The 15,285-nt window shown below is 47.6% G+C and carries 13 protein-coding genes; 8 read left to right on the top strand and 5 right to left on the bottom strand.

Features of this window, described 5'->3' with window-relative positions:
• Window positions 1-68 precede the first annotated feature (68 nt).
• The 3 genes from KCG43_RS10335 (at window position 69) to KCG43_RS10325 (ending at window position 3,222) form a co-directional block, all read left to right on the top strand.
• Window positions 69-797, top strand: a complete 729-nt coding sequence (locus KCG43_RS10335; RefSeq protein ID WP_218384674.1) for a tRNA-uridine aminocarboxypropyltransferase — start codon at window positions 69-71, stop codon at window positions 795-797.
• Window positions 798-939: 142 nt separating this feature from the next.
• Entirely contained in the window at window positions 940-1,854 is a 915-nt protein-coding gene (gene nagK, locus KCG43_RS10330; RefSeq protein ID WP_218384673.1) for an N-acetylglucosamine kinase, read from the top strand.
• 105 nt (window positions 1,855-1,959) lie between these two features.
• Window positions 1,960-3,222, top strand: coding sequence for a DEAD/DEAH box helicase (locus tag KCG43_RS10325; protein ID WP_192017148.1), 1,263 nt, complete (start codon window positions 1,960-1,962; stop codon window positions 3,220-3,222).
• Window positions 3,223-3,380: 158 nt separating this feature from the next.
• On the opposite strand, the gene KCG43_RS10320 is transcribed toward KCG43_RS10325, so the two are convergent.
• Window positions 3,381-4,463 carry a ketoacyl-ACP synthase III gene (locus tag KCG43_RS10320; RefSeq protein WP_218384818.1) on the bottom strand — a complete coding sequence of 361 codons (1,083 nt, stop codon included), beginning with the start codon at window positions 4,461-4,463 and terminating at the stop codon, window positions 3,381-3,383.
• A gap of 249 nt (window positions 4,464-4,712) precedes the next feature.
• Between KCG43_RS10320 and KCG43_RS10315 the strand changes: the two genes are divergently transcribed.
• Window positions 4,713-5,852, top strand: coding sequence for a Gfo/Idh/MocA family protein (locus KCG43_RS10315; RefSeq protein ID WP_218384672.1), 1,140 nt, complete (start codon window positions 4,713-4,715; stop codon window positions 5,850-5,852).
• On the opposite strand, the gene KCG43_RS10310 is transcribed toward KCG43_RS10315, so the two are convergent.
• Complete coding sequence (locus KCG43_RS10310; protein ID WP_192017146.1) at window positions 5,837-7,207, bottom strand: DASS family sodium-coupled anion symporter; 1,371 nt, start codon at window positions 7,205-7,207, stop codon at window positions 5,837-5,839. The two genes, KCG43_RS10315 and KCG43_RS10310, sit on opposite strands and share 16 nt — an antisense overlap.
• Before the next feature lie 431 nt (window positions 7,208-7,638).
• On the opposite strand from KCG43_RS10310, the gene KCG43_RS21400 reads away from it, so the two are divergent.
• From KCG43_RS21400 to KCG43_RS10295, 4 genes are all read left to right on the top strand, one after another.
• Window positions 7,639-7,764, top strand: a complete 126-nt coding sequence (locus KCG43_RS21400; RefSeq protein WP_255557964.1) for a hypothetical protein — start codon at window positions 7,639-7,641, stop codon at window positions 7,762-7,764.
• 279 nt (window positions 7,765-8,043) lie between these two features.
• Window positions 8,044-9,867 carry an FAD/NAD(P)-binding protein gene (locus KCG43_RS10305; protein WP_218384671.1) on the top strand — a complete coding sequence of 608 codons (1,824 nt, stop codon included), beginning with the start codon at window positions 8,044-8,046 and terminating at the stop codon, window positions 9,865-9,867.
• On the top strand, window positions 9,857-11,059 hold the full coding sequence (locus KCG43_RS10300) for a YbfB/YjiJ family MFS transporter (RefSeq protein WP_192017144.1): 1,203 nt from the start codon (window positions 9,857-9,859) through the stop codon (window positions 11,057-11,059). The genes KCG43_RS10305 and KCG43_RS10300 overlap by 11 nt, the downstream gene beginning before the upstream one ends.
• Before the next feature lie 14 nt (window positions 11,060-11,073).
• Window positions 11,074-11,721, top strand: a complete 648-nt coding sequence (locus KCG43_RS10295) for a glutathione S-transferase family protein (RefSeq protein ID WP_192017143.1) — start codon at window positions 11,074-11,076, stop codon at window positions 11,719-11,721.
• A 59-nt stretch (window positions 11,722-11,780) separates the two neighbouring features.
• On the opposite strand, the gene KCG43_RS10290 is transcribed toward KCG43_RS10295, so the two are convergent.
• The 3 genes from KCG43_RS10290 to KCG43_RS10280 form a co-directional block, all read right to left on the bottom strand.
• The gene (locus KCG43_RS10290) at window positions 11,781-12,461 is read right to left on the bottom strand and encodes a vancomycin high temperature exclusion protein (RefSeq protein ID WP_370630680.1); all 681 of its coding nucleotides are present in this window, start codon (window positions 12,459-12,461) and stop codon (window positions 11,781-11,783) included.
• A gap of 209 nt (window positions 12,462-12,670) precedes the next feature.
• Complete coding sequence (locus tag KCG43_RS10285) at window positions 12,671-14,359, bottom strand: NAD-dependent malic enzyme (protein ID WP_192017141.1); 1,689 nt, start codon at window positions 14,357-14,359, stop codon at window positions 12,671-12,673.
• 333 nt (window positions 14,360-14,692) lie between these two features.
• Window positions 14,693-15,154 (bottom strand): TerB family tellurite resistance protein, encoded by a 462-nt coding sequence (locus KCG43_RS10280; RefSeq protein WP_192017140.1) that lies wholly within the window; start codon window positions 15,152-15,154, stop codon window positions 14,693-14,695.
• Window positions 15,155-15,285 lie beyond the last annotated feature (131 nt).

The raw sequence follows: 15,285 nt of genomic DNA, 5'->3' as shown, positions 1-15,285 counted from the left end.
TAGACTTGTCACCGGGTCACTAACGCCAGTAGAATGCTGGCGTTTTTTCTTTCCCTGGTAGTCTAGCTATGCGTATCCACGCTGTTCATAACCTGTATGAAATGCGTCTTGCCCGTTCAACACGGCCATTTCTGGCACGGGGTGGAAAAGTTGAGCGTTGTCAGTTCTGCATGCTCAGAGCCCACCTTTGTATCTGCAGCCATAAACCACAGATTGAGTCTGACGCCGCTTTCATGCTGATTATGTATGATGATGAAGTGCTGAAGCCCAGTAACACCGGCAGGCTGATTGCCGATCTTTTTATCGATACCTTTGCATTTATCTGGTCTCGAACTGAGCCTGATCCCGCCATGCTTGCGGTGCTGACTGATCCCCAATGGCAACCTTATGTGATTTTTCCTGCGGAATACGGTACCCCAGAGCGTGTCGCAAGCGAGGTTGTGCCTGCGGCCGGCAAACGGCCATTGTTTATTTTGCTTGACGGAAGCTGGTCTGAAGCGAAAAAAATGTTCCGTAAAAGCCCGTATCTGAACGAATTTCCTATGCTGTCAATTACGCCTGAGTCACGTTCACGTTATCAGGTAAGGGAAGCGGCCAAGGACAATCAGCTGGGTACGGCAGAAGTCGCGGCCCGGATCGTGGCCGGTTTCGGTGAACAGGAAAATGCCCGAATGCTGGATCTCTGGTTTGATGTATTCAGAGAAAATTATATGGTCGGAAAACTAAACCGGTCTTTGCCTGAAGACTCGGCTTTGGCGCGCCTAAAGCAGGCGGTGCTCTCCGAAGCTTGTGTGTAACCGTGCTTTTCAGCTTTGCATTGCTTACTTAATATAATTGTGCGCTTGCGCTGATTGATACACTGCTAAATATGGTTTGTGTCACAGTCTGTATATGCTGATAAATGGATAATTTTTGCAGCGCAAAATAATGGAGACAACGATGTATTACGGCTTCGATGTAGGAGGCACTAAAATTGAATTTGGTGCTTTCAACGAACAACTTGAGCGTGTGGCCACTGAACGTGTACCTACGCCGGGTGATGATTATGAGGCGTTAATTGAGACGCTGGTGGAATTGATCGGTAGAGCGGATGAACGTTTTCACTGTAAAGGGAAAATTGGTATCGGTATCCCCGGTATGGAAGACGCCGAAAATGGCACAGTGCTGACGTCCAATATCCCTGCTGCAAAAGGCCGCCACCTGCGTCGAGACCTTGAAAGCCGTCTTGGCCGTACTGTCAGTATTGATAACGATGCAAACTGTTTTGCTTTGTCTGAAGCATGGGATGAAGCATTGCGTGATGAACCGTCTGTGCTGGGGCTGATTCTGGGCACGGGTTTTGGCGGTGGTTTAGTGTTTAACGGAAAAGTGTTTTCCGGTAAAAACCATGTCGCCGGTGAACTGGGCCATACGCGTCTACCTATTGATGCCTGGTTTCACCTGGGTGAGAAAGCCCCTCTATTCCAATGCGGCTGTGACAACAAAGGCTGTATTGACAACTATCTGTCCGGCCGCGGTTTTGAACAGCTTTATGCGCATTATTTTGGAGAGAAAGTCCCGGCGGTTGAGATAATTAAGCACTACAACCAAGGTGAAGCGAAAGCCGTTGAGCATGTTGAACGTTTTGTTGAGCTGCTGGCCATTTGTCTGGGTAATCTGCTGACAGGCTTGGATCCACATGTGGTTGTTCTGGGCGGCGGTTTGTCCAATTTCGAACTCTTGTATGATGAGTTGCCAAAGCGTTTGCCTAAGCACCTGCTGTCGGTGGCCCGCGCACCTAAAATCATCAAAGCCAAACATGGCGATGCGGGCGGTGTCCGTGGCGCGGCTTTCCTGAATATCGAAACGGTCTGAACCATACCCTTATTATGCTGAAGGCACCCGCAAGGGTGCTTTTTTATTGGTAACTCACCGCAACAGGGGATAGAATCCCTGCTTTTTCGTGATCAAGGCAGCGGTATGGCGTTTTCCAAGTTAGGGCTACAGGCTGAAATTCTTTCAGCGATCAATACGCAAGGCTTTACAGAACCGACTCCGGTACAGCAACTGGCGATCCCTGCTGTGTTGGCGGGAAAGGATGTGCTGGCTGCAGCACAGACAGGAACAGGAAAAACCGCTGCTTACGGATTGCCGATGCTGGATCGGATGCTCAGCCAAACCGCTAAGAATCAGGGGCTGGGTAAGGGCGCGCCAGTCAGAGCCTTGATTCTGACGCCGACCAGAGAGCTGGCGCAGCAGGTACAGGACAACATGGACGCCTTCTGTGCTGTTTTACCTCTCACATCTGTGGCTGTGTATGGCGGTACCAGCATGAATATGCAGACCAAAGCTCTCAGAGATCATCCCGAGATAGTCGTTGCCACCCCGGGACGTTTATTGGATCACGCGCATGTCGGTAATATCGATCTCAGTCAGGTGGAATATCTGGTGCTTGATGAAGCGGACCGTATGCTGGATATGGGCTTTCAGGATGAAATTCAGCGTATTTTAAGGCGAATGAAAGCGCCGCGGCAAACTTTGCTGTTTTCTGCCACCTTCTCGAAAGCAGTAAAGAACCTGGCTTATAAGATGATGCAGGATCCTTCTGTCATCGAAGTCACCCCTGCCAATACCACTGCAGAAACCGTGCAGCAGATTGTCTACCCGGTTGATAAACACCGTAAAGCCGAATTACTGGCTTATCTGATTGGCTCACGTAACTGGCAACAGGTGCTGGTGTTTACCAAAACCAAACAGGGATCGGATGCCTTGGTGAAGGAATTACAGCTGGATGGTATTAAAGCTGCGTCCATTAATGGTGATAAAAGCCAGGGGGCAAGACAGCGCGCTTTAGATGATTTTAAATCAGGAAAAGTGCGGGCCTTGATTGCAACCGACGTGGCAGCCAGAGGGCTGGATATAGAACAGCTCTCGTATGTCGTGAACTTTGATATGCCCTTTAAAGCGGAAGACTATGTTCACCGCATCGGACGCACCGGTCGTGCCGGCAGTGAAGGTCTGGCTGTATCGCTGATGAGCCTGGACGAAGAATGGGCGTTAAAGGCGATAGAAGATCTGCTGGATACGCGCTTACCACAAGAATGGCTGGCAGGTTATGAACCTAATCCGACTATTTCGCCTCCGGAACACGCGCCTAAAGGCCGTTCAGCCGATAAACGCCGCATGAAAAAGCAGCTAAAAGTGCATCACGGCAGAGGTAAGCGTCAGTCATCCAAACGTTAGAATTCCAAGCGTTAGAATTTGCCCATTGAGGCGAAAAAGCCACTTAGTGACTAAGTGGCTTTTTAATTGTCGCCCCTAAACCACCGCTTATGGCGGTGGTCATTGTTTAAAGCTGCTTTCTCAGAAGGCGGATATTTACTGCGGCTGACAGAATGTAATTATTTCACACCAGTACAGTGGTCAATCGCGTTTTGCATAATCTCGCGCGCTGTTTTCTCACAAGGCGGCAGTTCGGCATCTGATTGCGCGACAGGCGTTACCCGCTGCCCCCATTTAATCAGGCAGGCCCCCCAGGTCAGGCCGGCACCAAATGCTGCCGACAATATGGTGTTACCGGGCTTGATGAATCCTTCTTCAACCGCTTCACACAATGCAATTGGCACAGTCGCGGCAGAGGTATTGCCGTAGCGATGAATGTTGACGAAAGCTTTTTCCAGCGGAATGCCTGTGTGATCGCACAGGGCTTCAATAATACGCTTGTTAGCCTGATGGGGAATGACTACATCAATCTCATCTTTGTTTAACTGAGCACGTTCCAGCACTGTACTGGCTGCAGAACCCATGCCCCGTACCGCGCGGCGGAAAATTTCACGGCCAACGAAGTTAAAGGTAAAGTGACCCGGATCCGGATTGAAGCGATCCATAGACGTGCCGAAGTCAGGAATGGCCAGCACATCACGGCCTTCAGCATCACAACCAAGCTGCGCTTCCTGAAGGCCAAGTTTTTCTTCAGTACGGCTGATGATCACTGCGCCTGCACCATCGCCGAACAGAACGGCGGTGTCGCGTTTGCTCCAGTCGATCAGCCAGGATAAACGTTCTGCACCAATAACCAGCGCATGACGGTAATTACCGGCCTGAATCAGGCGTGTGGCGGTTTCCAGGCTGTAAATGAAACCGGTACAAGCGGCGTTCAGATCGAACGCTGCGGCACGTTTGGCACCCAGATCCAGCGCGACTTTGGACGCAATATTCGGCATCAGTGTGTCAGGTGAGCAGGAAGCGATGATGATTAAATCCAGATCACTGGCTGTTAATCCAGCGGCTGCCAGTGCACGGGCTCCGGCTACCTCTGCCAGCTTCGAGGTATCAACGTGGCTGATGCGGCGCTCCTGAATCCCGGTACGGGACTGGATCCATTCATCATCGGTTTCGACAAACTGGCTGAGTTCATCATTAGTCAGAATAGCTGGCGGCAGGCACTTGCCCCAACCAGTGATTTCGGCGTGGTACATAGCGATTCTCTGTTCTGGTTATACTTTTAGGCAAATAAAAATTGCAAAAATATGAATTCGGTTGCTTTCTCTACGGGAAAATGCAGGAACATCGGTGAAAACCCATTGAGTCAGCCTGTTATCTTACTTCAAGCTCTAACGGACTCCAAGCTATCAAAGCATGGATTTGTGCTCATCATCAAACCCTTGTCGTTTACCCGAATTTTCCTGTGTGCATAATGAAATAAACAAAGTGGCAGAGAGGAACCTGGGCAAATGTTAAGAGTGGCAACGGTCGGTACAAATTGGATCACTGACAGTTTTATAGAGGCAGCCCAGCAAACAGGGAAGATCAATCCTGTCGCTGTCTATTCCAGAACAATGGAAAGTGCTGAAAATTTTGCGCGAAAGCACCAGATTAAACGTTGTTTTGATGACCTTGAAGCAATGGCAAACAGTGATGACATAGATGCTGTGTATATTGCCAGCCCCAATGCTTTTCACACCTCTCAGGCTGAAATCTTTATCCGTGCCGGAAAACATGTGATGGTTGAGAAACCTATGGCATCCAACATTCAGGAAGCTGAGGCTTTAATTGAACTGGCTCAGGCGAAGAATGTGGTGGTGTTTGAGGCGCTGAAAACGACATACAACCCTAACTTTGCCGTGGTGCGAAACAGCCTGAGTAAAATCGGACGGCTGCGTAAAGCGTATTTCAGTTTTTGTCAGTATTCATCCCGTTATGATAAGTATCTCAACGGTGACAACCCGAATACTTTTAATCCTGAATTCGCTAATGGCTCACTGATGGATATCGGTATCTATCCATTGAGTGTCGCTATCGCATTGTTCGGTGAGCCTCAGAGCTTCACGGCTCAAGGTACGTTGCTGGACTCTGGGGTGGATGCTCATGGTACTCTGGTTTTGCATTACGGTGATTTCGATACCGTCATTACTCACTCTAAAGTGAGTGACAGTAAGATACCTTGCGAGTTGCAAGGAGAGCTGGGGACATTAGTGATTGATACCATAGCAGAATGCCGCAATATTGTTATTCATCGCAGAGATGAATCTGATGTGACGCTGTCACGATTTCAGGCAAAAAATACCATGCAGTATGAAGCTGCAGAGTTTGCACGTTTGATCGAAGGTAAAGATTATTATCACTCGGGTCTGGAGCGTAGCCGTATCGTACACACCATAATAACGGTTGCCAGAGAGATTATCGGTATACGGCTGACTCCTAGGTTAATAACACAGCTTGATAACATAAGGTTAATAAAAAGGTTAATAAAAAGGTTAATAAAAAGGTTAATAAAAAAAAGGTGGCCAATTGGCCACCGGGAAAAAGAGATTGGCTTTGCTATTGTTATTATTATCAGGGTTGTCAGCGCAATCGTTTACCAGAACAGGTAAGCCACCATAGTAAGGAAAGCAATGGCAACAATGTTCAGATAAACGCCGGCGCGCATCATTTCACTTTGTTTGATATGACCAGAACCAAATACAATCGCATTAGGTGGCGTCGCAACAGGGAGCATGAAAGCGCAAGAGGCGGCAACACCAATTAACACGGAAAGAATCACTGGCGATATACCCATAGCATCTGCCACAGAAGCGAAAACAGGGACAAGCAAAGCCGCACTGGCGGTGTTGCTGGCAAATTCGGTCAGGAATACCACGAAAGCGGCCACAACCAGGATGGTGAGCAGCAGGCCAGCCTGATCCAGGAAGCCGCTCAGGCTGTTAGCCAGGAAGATACTGGTACCGGTTTCTTTCAGTACGTTACTCAAACAGATACCACCACCGAACAGCAGCAACACACCCCAGTCGGTTGTTTTTTCAATCTGCTTCCATTTTACGACGCGTGATGCACCCAGCAGAGCGACAGCAAACAGCGCGACCAGAGTGTCAAACTTGCTCAGTCCGCCTAACATACCATTGATGGGTTTACTGAAAATCCACAGCACAACGGTTATTGCAAAGATAGCAAGGGTGATTTTCTTTCCGTTGTTCCATTCGACTGGCTTGTGATTCAGCTCGAAAGTGTGGTTCAGGTTTGGTTTGAGCAGGAAGTACAGTACGCCAATCGCCAAAGGTAACAATACTAGTGCGGTAGGCAAGCCGAAGGCCATCCAATCGGTAAAGCTCAGTCCGGCTTCGGCGGCAGCAATGGCATTTGGCGGGCTACCAATAACAGTGGCAATCCCACCGATGCTGGCACAGTAAGCAAGGCCTAATAGTACGAAGACATAGGTGTTACGCTGGTTTTTGGCATCCACTTTAGCCAGTACACCCAACACCAGAGGCAACATCATAGCAACTGTTGCTGTATTGCTGATCCACATAGACAGGCCAGCGGTCACACCGAACAACAGGAAAACGGCGACAGACATCTTTCCTTTCGCCATCGCCAGCACTTTATCTGCGATGGCTTGATCCAATTCTTGACTGCGCAAAGCAGCTGCAAGAGCAAAACCACCCAAAAACAGGAAAATGATGGGATCGGAGAAGTTACCCAGCGCTTGGTTGGTTTTGAAAACGCCAAAACCGACCGCCAGCAAGGGGACGAGTAGTGCTGTGATGCTGACATGAACCGCTTCTGTCAGCCAGAGTACGGCGACGAAAGCAAGAATACTCAGACCCGTTGCTACTTCTTTTTCAACAGGTAATGTATTTAGCAGGACGAAAAATAGGGCGATATCTGCAAGCAGTATCAGGCTGTTCCGGTCAAACAGCCACTGTTTAAGTGTCAGTGCTAAGGCTGTCATATTGGGTTCCTTTCAGATTGACTGTAATTATGGTGTAGGTTTGGCACGAGGCGTTTTTCGCTTCTGTTGTGCTGCCGAACTGAAATGTTGCATTTTTTTTATACTTTGTTAACGCGAATGTGACGTGTGGGCTGAGTTGTCATGGCTTTTGTGAGGTCATGATTTTTGAATGTGTGGGAATCTACCCATTATGTTTCTGCTCGCCTGAGTAGAGACGATGACAAAACAGGCGATGTTGTCTTTACTAGAGTTCGATGTATTGATAACAAGGCATGAGCAAACACAGGTAAAAAATTGCTTATGTCTGGCTTGCGATAGCTGGTCGGGTCAATTATCTTCTGGTGCTTGGTCTTGGTGCTTGAATAAGCCCATCGATCTTAGGCTTTCGGCCGGCGGTTTATAGAACAAAAAACAAGCTAGGTTAACAAATAATGACATCGACAAAAAAAGCATTTAAGAAGCGTATTCAGGAAGAAGCACAGCAGCATTTGAGCCGCGTACGTATGAAAATGCTGAGACAGTATTCACTGCCTGACAAGGGGCAGCGCAAGGAATAAAAAGTCGGTTTTATCATTGAGATAACAGTATTGTTTCATCGTAGCGAAATGCACAACAACCCAGTCAGTTTGGCTGGGTTGTTTTTTTACTGTTATCCCCATCACCACCGCCTATGACGGTGGTGATGGTTCGCTGCAGCAATCTTGGCCTTAGTTGTCTTCTCGATACTTAATTTTACAATATCATCCAATTAGAGTAATTACTTGACACTTTGTTAACAACGTATGCACAATGTGTATATAAAAATTGTTGCTTAATGGTTTGTTGAGGGTGCTGAGTTGTCTGTAAATAATGTTGGTGTTATTGGTGTGGGCCCTAGAGGGCTGGGTGTTGTTGAGAGGATTGTTGCTTCAGCAATGAATAATATCGACGCAGAAATTAATTTGTTGATATTTGACCCGTATTTACCTGGATCCGGATGCCATACCACAGATCAGCCTAATCACTTGTTAGTTAATACTGTTGCAGAACAAATCACAATGTTTGCAGATGACTCTGTCGTTGAGGCTGGCAATATTCTCTCAGGACCAACGTTTTATCAGTGGTTATGCGAGCAGCGACCTTCTAAAGATATCCCTGATGAGGTACATCCTGACGGCTACTACTCTCGAAAACTGTTCGGGCAATACCTTAACTGGGTCTTTAACTACATTCTTGAATTTGCTTCATTTCGATTGAATATATCTTATATTCCTCTTGAGGTTGTGGAGATTGAAGAATCTGACGGTGGCTGGTCAGTAAAAACAGAAGATGAGACTAGGCATAAACTGGATTATGTGTTTATTACAACTGGGCACACTAAGCCCGAGTTGGCAGAAGAACAAAGTGGTTTAGAAATTTGTGACCCGTACCCGATTCAAGAAAAGCTATCAGAAATTCGATGTGGCGACACCGTTGCTGTGAAAGGCATGGGGTTGACAATGTGCGACGTTGTGGCAGAGCTTACGGTAGGTCGAGGAGGCGAGTTTATCCGCTCTGATAACGGCCGATTAGCGTATGCCCCATCCGGGCATGAACCACAGATCATTGCTTATTCACGAACAGGCTTACCTTTGTCAGGTCGAGCGACTAACCAAAAGGGCGCTTCTGCTCAATACAAGGCAAAGTTTTTGACTGCTGATGTGGTGAGAAAGCTTCGTGTTAAAGGCTCTATAGACTTCATCCAAGACGTACTCCCACTCTTAATTAACGACATGGAATATGCGTATTATGAAGCTTACGTACGTGATAAATATGGAGCGATTGAATCACAAAAATTCTGCAACAGTTATTTCTTTTCATTGCCGCCGAAACGGGTTGAGCTGATAAACAGAACAATTAAACCGGAAGATAGATTTTCGTGGCAAAGACTAATTTCCCCAATACCAATGAAAGTACTTTCTTCTAAAGAAGCGTATGGGAAATGGCTGCTGACTTTTATTGAAAATGATTTGTTAGAAGCACAGCGGGGAAATGTGAACAGTCCAATAAAATCTGCCAGCGATGTTTTACGTGATCTTAGGGATTTAATCCGTGACACTATTGATTTCAAAGGATTGACGGAAGACTCTCACCGTTGGATAGATGCAGTGTTTATTCCAATTATGAACCGGATAGCTGTAGGCCCGCCCAAAGAGCGCCTGGAAGAGATGTTGGCACTGGTAGAGTGTGGGATTTTACATCTCGATTTGGGACCTGCGCCCAATGTTGTAGTGGATACTGAGGGTAAACAGATAGTGCTTCAGTCTTCTGTATGGCCTGAATATGAACGACGGGCTGATATTTTAGTCCATGCAAAAATTTCGATGCACAGCCCTAAAGACGATGGAACGGCACTGTGGAAACAATTGCTCTCTAAAGGTTTTACGCGTTTGTATTACAACGGTAAGTATCATCCAGGCGGGATTGATGTGAATAAGACAATGCAAGTGATTAGCCAGGATGGCAGTGTTCACGACAATATGTGGGCACTTGGTATTCCAACGGAAGGCAATAAATTTTATACGTTTATTGTTCCAAGACCGGGCGTGAACTCTACGGCTATTGTGGATGCCGGAAAGGCTGTAAACCAGCTCTTTGCGTTGATGGCTGAAAATCGAAGAGCACTTTCCTATGCAGAGTAATCCGATATTTAACCGATACAGTTTCGCAGGCCTTGGGGCAACACTGATTGGTAATGGCATTGGGCGTTTTGCTTATATCGCTCTGATGCCAGCCCTGATACAAGCCGGTTGGTTTAGGGTGGAAGACGCCACTTATCTGGGAGCGGCAACGTTAATCGGCTACATCTTTGGCGCGCCGGCAGCCAATTTTCTGATCAGGTATTTTACTGTCGGCCAGGTTATCCGAGTCTCCATGCTGGTAAGCAGTATCAGCTATCTGGGTTGTGCGTTTCAGGACGCACCTCTCGCGTGGTTTTACGTGTTGCGCACTCTGGCAGGCGTCGCAGGTGCCATGCTGATGGTGCTCGCACCGCCGGTCATTGTGAGAATGCACAGCGCTAAGGTCAAAACTCGTGTCAGCGGCGTGGTGTTTTCCGGTATTGGCCTGGGTGCCATGTTATCCGGGACACTGATTCCGCTTCTTATCTATCATAGTGTTGTTTCTGCATGGATAGGAATGGGGGTTGTGGCTTTTGTGACTACTGTGCTGACGTGGAATGCCTGGGGAGCAACAGAGCCGTTATCCGGAAGTCGTTCCGCTCCGGCAACCTTCCGGAACATGTCCAGACCGCAGGGGATGACAGTACTACTCATCTTGCTGGCCTATACCTTTAATGCCATCGGCTACTTGCCTCATACTCTCTTTTGGGTGGATTATATAGTGCGTGAGCTTGGCATGTCGTTTGTCAGTGGCGGGCTCTATTGGGCAACGTTCGGGATTGGAGCCGCAATCGGCCCTGTTTTAACGGGTTTTCTTGGTGATCATGCAGGAGTAAGGCGCTCGTTGTTAATTGCTTTTTCTTTGAAGGCACTGGGTGTTTCGCTTCCCTTAATCAGTACTCACCCATTAGCGCTGTTTTTCTCCTCTCTGCTGGTGGGTATTTTCACACCGGGCACTGTCACTTTGGTTTCGACCTATACACTGGAATCTGTCGGCTATGAACTGCATACCAAAGCCTGGAGCGCAATGACCTTGTCCTTTGCTATTTCTCAAGGGGTGGTGGGTTTTATCATGGCATATTATGCCGCTCATCTTTCCTCGTACTATATTCTGTTTGCCGTTAGTGCTTGCGCGCTAGTTGTATCAATTGCATGTATCTTTTTCACGCCTCCTCAACAGGGAAGCGAACCTGTCTCGCAATCTGTATCCTGAACAAGGGAATGACTATGAAACTTTACTTGAATGAAACCTCACCGTTTTCGAGGGTTGTTACAGCAACGGCATTGCTGTCCCGGTGCGATGCTTTGCAACTAATGTGGGTTGATCCCTGGCAATCTCCCGAAGAGTTAGAGCAGGTCAATCCTTTTTGTATTATTCCTGCGCTGGCGCTGAATGACGGTGTCTCGCTCAGTGAAAGCTTATGTATCTGCCAGTATTTGATTGCAACATATCAACCCGAAGCCTTACTCGCCGTGGATAGCCAGAGTGCCCTTGAGATTTCTGTAATGGGATTGGCAAAAACCATGATGGAGTCAGCATTCAGAACTGTGGCGCTAGGGCGCTTTGTTGAGGGAGACAATGCACTCAGCCAGCGGGGGAAAACCGGACTGGTTAAAGCATTGCAAAAACTGGAAGCAGAGGCAGGAAGCGCCGGAAAAGATGTGTTGTTTCAACCTAATCTGGCCACACTTTATCTCCATGTGGCTGTTGAGTACGTGCAATTTCGCCATAGTGAGATTTTTCATGATGCAGCGGGCGATAATATTGCCTTTTTCCTTGAAAACTCTCCCTTCAAACAAGTGCTGCAGACAGTGAGTCTAGAGCGATTAGCGGCAAAACCGGACTTTAAAACACTCATTTCAGCAGGTGTTTAGCTGAAGGCAACTGCGGTATACACAGAAACAGACACACTGCTCAGGCAGTGTGTCTGAACTCAGATCGTGTTGATAAGAAGAGGAGATAATGGTGCTGAGTAAGTCGGCTGCTCAGGCTGTACTTGCTGCAGAGGCGGTTTGGTAAATATGGGCTCTTTGGGGCCGGGAAAGCGGGGCTGCTCGTTCAGAATGTACAGATCCAGTATGGCTTTTACTCTCGCAAACACTTCCCTTAACCGAATTTTGAATCCGGCGAATCCGCGAGGTTCCGGAACGGCCAGACAGATGGCATTCAGATTTTTGTGACTGGCAATAAATAGCGCTCGTTCACAATGGAATTGCTGGGTAATAATGACCAGACTATTAGCTTCAAACACATTCTTAGCCCGGATAACCGAATCCAGCGTCCGGAAACCCGCATAGTCGAGCACAATGACTTCGTCAGGGATCTCGGCTTTGAGCAAATCACGTTTCATAGTCCATGGCTCGTTGTATGAACGGTGCGCGTTATCACCACTTAACAGAAAGATCTGGACCTTTTTCTCCCGGTACAACTTAACCGCGGCATCCATCCGGTAGTTGTAATAAGGATTGAGATTATGGGCTATGTATTTACTCGTTCCCAGCACAAGACCAACGGTGCGGGCAGGGATGAGATCTATCTGGGTATAGATACGATCAGCCGTCGTCGCTGCTACCCATCTGTCGAGTATCAGAAAGAATCCGAACAGTACAATCATCAGCATGACGGTATACCGCAGAAATGTAGGTAGCTTCATAGAGGCCCAAAACGCAAAAATAACGGTTGCTTAACGCCTTAAGTGTACCTTAATCCGTTGATAATGTTGTGTAAAAATCAGGTCATACTTGTCGTGAAAATCATCAGTATGGCAGGCTGAAAAATAAAAAACCCGCCAGTAGCGGGTTTGTTCATCAAAAAAGCGAATAATTAGAACGATGTCCGCTTGTATCGGCGGTAGCCCGGTTCCCAGAAGTTCGCATCAATTTTCTCTTTAATGCGCTCTTCGGTGTTTTTCGGTGCTTTGCGTTGCTCAACTGCTTTCTTCGCCACTGCCATAGCGATGTAGCGAGACACATTCTGGATATCTTCCAGCGGTGGCAGCAAAGCGCCACGGCCGTTAATGGCTAAGGGGGAACATTCCGCCAGTGCCCGGCTGCTTTCCATCAGCATTTCATCGGTTACGCGGCGGGCACCAACAGCCAGCACGCCCAAACCAATGCCAGGGAAGATATAACTGTTGTTACACTGGGCAATCGGGTAGGTTTTACCGTTATAAACAACAGGTTCAAACGGCGAGCCGGTGGCAACCAAAGCCTGACCGTCCGTCCAACGGATGATATCAGCAGGCATGGCTTCTACACGGCTGGTCGGGTTGGATAGCGGGAAGATGATCGGACGTTCACAATGCTTGTGCATTTCACGGATCACTTCTTCACTGAACAGGCCCGGTACACCGGATACCCCGATCAGTATGTTCGGTTTACCGTTACGCATTACGTCCAGTAGGGAAATATTGCTGTCATCAGTTTCCCACTCACTGATGCTCTTACGTGTTTGCACCAGTTTTTTCTGGAAGTTAACCAGATTAGGCATATCGTCAAGCAGCAGACCCCAACGGTCTACCATGTAAACCTGGCTGCGTGCCTGTGCATCGGAAATACCTTCAGAGACCATTTGCGCAATAATCGCTTCAGCAATACCGCACCCGGCAGAGCCTGCACCCAGGAAAGCGACACGTTGTTCAGACAGTTTACTGCCGGCCGCTTTACAGGCTGCCAGAAGGGAACCCACAGTTACAGCAGCAGTACCCTGGATATCATCGTTGAAACAGCAGACTTTATCTTTGTAGCGATCCAGCAAAGGCATGGCGTTTTTCTGTGCAAAGTCCTCAAATTGGATTAATGCATCTGGCCAGCGTTGCTTAACTGCCTGAATGAAGTTATCTACGAAGTCTTCGTATTCTTTACCGGTAATACGGGTATGGCGCCAGCCCATGTACATAGGGTCAGACAGACGCTGCGGGTTATTGGTACCCACGTCCAGCACAACCGGCAAGGTATAAGCCGGACTGATACCACCACAGGCGGTATAGAGCGACAGCTTACCAATTGGGATACCCATGCCGCCGATGCCCTGATCACCCAGACCAAGAATACGCTCGCCGTCAGTCACGACTATGACTTTGACATTATGGCGGGAAGCATTGTTGAGCATATCTTCAATGCGGTCACGGTTCGGATAAGAAATGAACAGCCCACGACCACGGCGGTAAATATTAGAGAAGTTCTCACATGCCGCACCGACAGTCGGGGTGTAGATGATTGGCATCATCTCAGTGATATGGCTTTCAACCAGTCGGTAAAACAGTGTCTCGTTGGTATCCTGAATGTTGCGAAGATAGATATGCTTATCCATATCATTGTCAAATTTCAGGTACTGCTGATAAGCACGTTCTGCCTGTTCTTCAATGGTTTCAATCGCTTCTGGTAACAAACCTTCGAGGTTGAAGAACATTCGCTCTTCGACAGAAAATGCACTTCCTTTGTTAAGTAGAGGAGTTTCTAGCAGGGCCGGTCCGGCGTAGGGGATATATAGGGGTCTTTTATCGTCTTTCATGCAATAGACTCTGTTTTTGGCTGAAATTTTGGCATTTCTTCTTATTGATGGCACATCGTAGACCTATCACTCGTTATATTCAAAGAGAAAGTTCAAAAATTTTGTTAAAATGATCAACATTTTCAACTTTTGTTGAATGTCTTATTGATGAAGGAAAATGCGAGATAAAGTAAGGTATTATCAGGTGATAATGGCTGTTTGTGGCTTATATTCGCTGAGTTGTTGTGTTTTATTGGCGCATTTAACTGGAATGGCGGGTGATTATCAGAAATTTACCCCAAAATCACCCGATTTACATTATCCGTCTTCTGTATTAGGCATTCCATAAAGGAATCACTCGGAAGCGCCTGCCTGAGCGGACAGTTTAGCCTTAATGAAAGTGGCATGGTCAACATAGATCAGCTCTGCAACCTGGCGGATAACGGCTTCTTCCACCGGGTCTAAAATGCCGTCAGCAAAAGCGACCTGCCACATGGCTTCGATTAAGCGGTAACGCTCTTCCGCAGACAGTGAGCGCAGCTTATTGGTGAATTCAAAAACCGACACAGACTGCTCACTGCGGGTTTGAGCTTCGTGCAGCAGAGCTCTGGCTTGTGTGTCATCCACTTCAAGCAATTTGACTAACAGGTGGACCTTTGCACTTTCCTCGCTGGGGTCTCTGCTGTGATCGGCATCTGCGACTTCACAGAGCAGTGAAGCCATCGCCAGGTGAAGGGATGGGGTATCAACCGCCGCGCCATCATCACTACCTTCATTCATTACCTGACGAAAGAGTACGCGTAATTGCTGGAACATAATCATTTCCTTTCAACAGCCTCAGTCATACTTTTATCTTTGCAGTGCTCGCAGAAAAAATGCAAGGGATAGTTTTAGCCTGCCTGATGAAAGATAAACTATGTGTTAGAATCGCGGCAGTTTTATGATGC

This window comes from Photobacterium sp. WH24 (assembly GCF_019204055.1).
GTDB classification, from domain to species: Bacteria; Pseudomonadota; Gammaproteobacteria; order Enterobacterales; family Vibrionaceae; genus Photobacterium; species Photobacterium arenosum.
The sequence above is the reverse complement of the archived record's forward strand: the minus strand, read 5'-3'. Positions and strand labels throughout refer to the sequence as shown.

Excerpts from the sequence above, each read along its gene's own strand:
- KCG43_RS10335 (WP_218384674.1), top strand. The coding sequence starts at position 69 with ATGCGTATCCACGCTGTTCATAACCTGTATGAAATGCGTCTTGCCCGT.
- nagK (WP_218384673.1), top strand. The coding sequence starts at position 940 with ATGTATTACGGCTTCGATGTAGGAGGCACTAAAATTGAATTTGGTGCT.
- KCG43_RS10325 (WP_192017148.1), top strand. The coding sequence starts at position 1,960 with ATGGCGTTTTCCAAGTTAGGGCTACAGGCTGAAATTCTTTCAGCGATC.
- KCG43_RS10315 (WP_218384672.1), top strand. The coding sequence starts at position 4,713 with ATGTTAAGAGTGGCAACGGTCGGTACAAATTGGATCACTGACAGTTTT.
- KCG43_RS10310 (WP_192017146.1), bottom strand. The coding sequence starts at position 7,207 with ATGACAGCCTTAGCACTGACACTTAAACAGTGGCTGTTTGACCGGAAC.
- KCG43_RS21400 (WP_255557964.1), top strand. The coding sequence starts at position 7,639 with ATGACATCGACAAAAAAAGCATTTAAGAAGCGTATTCAGGAAGAAGCA.
- KCG43_RS10300 (WP_192017144.1), top strand. The coding sequence starts at position 9,857 with ATGCAGAGTAATCCGATATTTAACCGATACAGTTTCGCAGGCCTTGGG.
- KCG43_RS10295 (WP_192017143.1), top strand. The coding sequence starts at position 11,074 with ATGAAACTTTACTTGAATGAAACCTCACCGTTTTCGAGGGTTGTTACA.
- KCG43_RS10290 (WP_370630680.1), bottom strand. The coding sequence starts at position 12,461 with ATGATTGTACTGTTCGGATTCTTTCTGATACTCGACAGATGGGTAGCA.
- KCG43_RS10285 (WP_192017141.1), bottom strand. The coding sequence starts at position 14,359 with ATGAAAGACGATAAAAGACCCCTATATATCCCCTACGCCGGACCGGCC.
- KCG43_RS10280 (WP_192017140.1), bottom strand. The coding sequence starts at position 15,154 with ATGTTCCAGCAATTACGCGTACTCTTTCGTCAGGTAATGAATGAAGGT.